Raw genomic sequence first — 3,638 nt, 5'->3', positions numbered from 1 at the left:
CTCCCCCGCCCGCAACGCCTGCGCAGCCAGATGCATCGCCACCAGCGACGACGAACACGCCGTGTCCACACTGACCGCGGGACCTTCCAGCCCCAGCGTGTACGCCACCCGCCCGGAGATCACGCTGGCCGCGCCACCCGTGATCTGGTGACCCTGCAACTGCTCCCCACCACGGGCGACAAGATCGGCGTACCCGGAGGAGTAGACACCCGCGAAGACACCGGTCGAACTACCGGCCAAGGACGAAGGATCGATACCCGCCTGCTCCAACGCCTCCCACGACACCTCCAGCAGCAACCGCTGCTGCGGGTCGGTCGCCTGGGCCTCGCGCGGCGAGATGCGGAAGAAGGCGGCGTCGAACTCGCCGGCGCCGGTGAGGAAGCCGCCCTCGGCCGTGGCCGACGCCGCGGACCCGTCGACGCCGAGGAGCGCGTCGAGATCCCAGCCGCGGTCAGCGGGGAACGGCGTGATCCCGTCCGTCCCGGCCGCCACCAGGTCCCACAACTCGTCCGGACCCGTGACACCACCCGGATAACGACACGCCATGCCGACCAGCACGACCGGATCGTCAGCGACCGCAACCGGCAGCGGCGCGGCCGGGACCAGGGCGGAGGCGGCGGCCGGGGACACCTCGCCGAGCTCCTGCGCCAGATAGCCGGCCACGCGGGCCACGGTCGGGTAGTCGAAGACGAGGGTGGCGGGCATGCTGAGCCCGGTCCGGGTGCGCAACGTGTTGCGCAGGTCGACGGCAGTCAGCGAGTCGAAGCCCAGGTCGCTGAACGGCTGGTCGTCGGCCAGTTGCGCCGCGGAGCCATAGCCGAGCACCGCTGCGGCGGACTCCCGTACCAGGTCGATCAGGGCCTGCTGCCGCTCGGCGGCGGACAGTCCGGCAAACAGCTGACCAAGACCGTCGCGACCGCCGTGGGCCTGAGTGGCGGCACGGCGCGACGATCCCCCGGTCAGCGCGCGCCACACGGCCGGAAGGTTCGCCTGAGAGCGCAGCGCCTGGACGTTCAGCCGGGTCGGGGCCACCACGGGGACGCCGGCGCTCAGCGCCCGGTCGAACAGGACCATGGCTTGCGGCGCGGACAGGCCGCGGTCGGTTTCCCAGTCTCCCCACGCCAGCGCGAGGCCCGGCAGCCCGTCGTGGTGCCGCTGATGCATCAGGGCGGCGAGGAAGGCGTCGCCCGGGCGGTTCTCGTCGCCCACGATCCCCGCCAGCGACGAGAAGACCACGAACAGCGACAGGTCGAAGGCGCGTGTGAGGTCGTGCAGGTGCCAGGCGGCGTCGATCTGCCCGGGTCCGTCGACCCGGGCGGCGTGGACCAGTCCACCAACCGGGTACGCGGTCAGCATCTCGGCCAGGGACTGGCGGTCGGTCAGGTCACAGGCCACCAGCTCGACTGCGGCGCCCGCCCGGGACAGTTCCGCGGCGAGCTCCGCGGCGCCCGGCGCGTCGGACCCGCGCCGACTGAGCAGCACGAGATCCCGTACGCCATGGGCAGCCACGAGATGGCGTGCCACGGCCGCGCCCAAGGTTCCCGTGCCGCCCGTGACGAGGACACGGGAGGGAACCGTTTCCGGCTCGGTCGAGGAGCTGTGCCGGACCAGCCGGGCGGCCCGCAAGGCCCCGCCCCGCAAGGCCAGTTGCGGCTCGTCAGCGCCCAGCACCTGACTCAGCACCGCACCGTCCACCTCGGTGTCGGTGTCGGTGTCGGTGTCGAGCAGCACGATCCGGCCCGGGTCCGCCGTCTGCATCCCGCGAACCACGCCCCACACCGCCGCAGCGGCCAGGTCCGTCACCGGCTCGCCGGGCTCGACGGCCACCGCGCCCCGGGTGACCACGACCAGCGGACCCGTGGTCTCGTCCAGCTTCCGTACCACCCGGGCGGACAGCTCGTGCGCGGACGTCACCACAGCGCCGGAATCACCGGAAACCGGCACCACCACGGCTGCACGGGCATCGGCGGTTCCGGTGGGGATGTCGGCCCACTGCAGGCCCAGCAGGGTGCCGTCGCCCGCGCCGGCGACGATGCTGTCGGCCGCCAGCGGGCGTACGGTCAGCGAGCCGATCGACAACACCGGCAGCCCGCTGTTGTCAGCGATCGCGATGGCCACCTGGTCCGGCCCGGTCCGCGTCAGCGCCACCCGCACCCGGGACGCGCCGGTCGCCCGCAGCACCACGTCGACGAAGCTGAACTGCAGCCCTGCCAGCCCGGTCAGCGCCGTGGACTGCAGCGCCGCGTCCAGCAGCGCGGGATGGATCCCGAACGACTCGGCCAGGCCCCGTCCCGCCTCGGGCAGCTCGACCTCGGCGAGGATCCGGTCGCCGTCCCGCCAGGCCCGGGTCAGACCCTGGAACACCGGCCCGTACGCGAACCCGCCCGTACCCAGCTCGGCGTAGAACTCACGGATGTCCAGCTCGGTGGCGCCGGGGCCGGGCCACGCCTGGCCCACCGCGGTGAACTCCTGCCCGGCCGACTTCGCGTTCGCGCTGAGCACGCCGGTGGCATGGCGGGTCCATTCGTCCTGCCCGTCCGGCCGGGCGTACACGGCGACGCTGCGCCTGCCCGCCGCGGCCTCACCGACGACGACCTGCAGTTGTACGCCACCCTGGGCGGGCAGCACCAGCGGCGCCTCGAGGACCAGCTCGTCGACCCGGTCGCACTGCACGCTGTCGCCGGCGCGGACGGCCAGCTCGACGTAGCCCGTACCGGGGAACACCACGGCGCCCCGGATCGCGTAGTCGGCCAGCCACGGCTGGGTCCGCAGCGACAGGCGGCTGGTGAACACCACGCCGCCGGTCTCCGGCAGCGGCAACATCGCACCCAGCAGCGGGTGCTCCGCGGCGCTGAGGCCGGCCGCGCTGACGTCGGCGGGACCGGCGGCCGACTCGGGCCAGAAGCGCTGATGCTGGAAGGCGTAGGTCGGGAGGGGAACCCGACGCCCGGTGACCAGGCGCTTCCAGTCGACGCTCACGCCGTACGCGTGTGCCTGGGCAACCGATTCCAGCAGCCGCCGCAGATCGCCCTCGCCGCGTCGCAGCGTCCCGACCGCCGGGGCGATGTCCTGCACTGCGGGGAGCAGGACCGGGTGCGGGCTGACTTCGATGATCACGCCGGGCCCGGCCGCCGTCAGTGCCTGTTCGAACAGCACCGTGTTCCGCAGGTTCCGGAACCAGTACTCGGCGTCCCAGCCCACCGTGTCCATCAACTCACCGGTCACCGACGAGACGACCGGCACCTCCGATGTCTGCGGGGTGATGGCAGCCAGGTCCGTCAGCAACCGGTCCCGGATCTGCTCCACCAGCACCGAATGCGAGGCATAGTCCACCGCGATCCGTCGTGCCCTGACGCCTTGCTCCTCGCAGAATTCCTGCAGCGAGTCCAGGGCGTCGGCCTCGCCCGAGACCACCACGGATGCCGGGCCGTTGATCGCGGCCAGCGACACCCCGGGCCGGTCCGCGATCAAGTCCCGCGCCACCGCGGCCGGCACCGACAACGCCATCATGCCGCCACCGGTCAGATGCTCCGCGATCGCCCTGCTCCGCAACGCCACCACCCGGGCACCATCGGACAACGACAACGCACCCGCCACACACGCCGCCGCGATCTCACCCTGCGAATGACCCACCACCG

Annotated in this window: 1 protein-coding gene; it reads right to left on the bottom strand. The window is 72.7% G+C overall.

Features of this window, described 5'->3' with window-relative positions; all coding sequences use genetic code 11:
- A partial coding sequence (locus ABZ646_RS42860; protein WP_360532131.1) for an SDR family NAD(P)-dependent oxidoreductase occupies positions 1–3,633 on the bottom strand: 3,633 nt, incomplete at its 3' end.
- Between the last annotated feature and the right edge of the window lie 5 nt (positions 3,634–3,638).

The organism is Streptomyces sp. NPDC007162, assembly GCF_040634175.1.
GTDB lineage: Bacteria > Actinomycetota > Actinomycetes > Streptomycetales > Streptomycetaceae > Streptomyces.
This window is presented reverse-complemented; position numbering and strand designations above follow the sequence as displayed.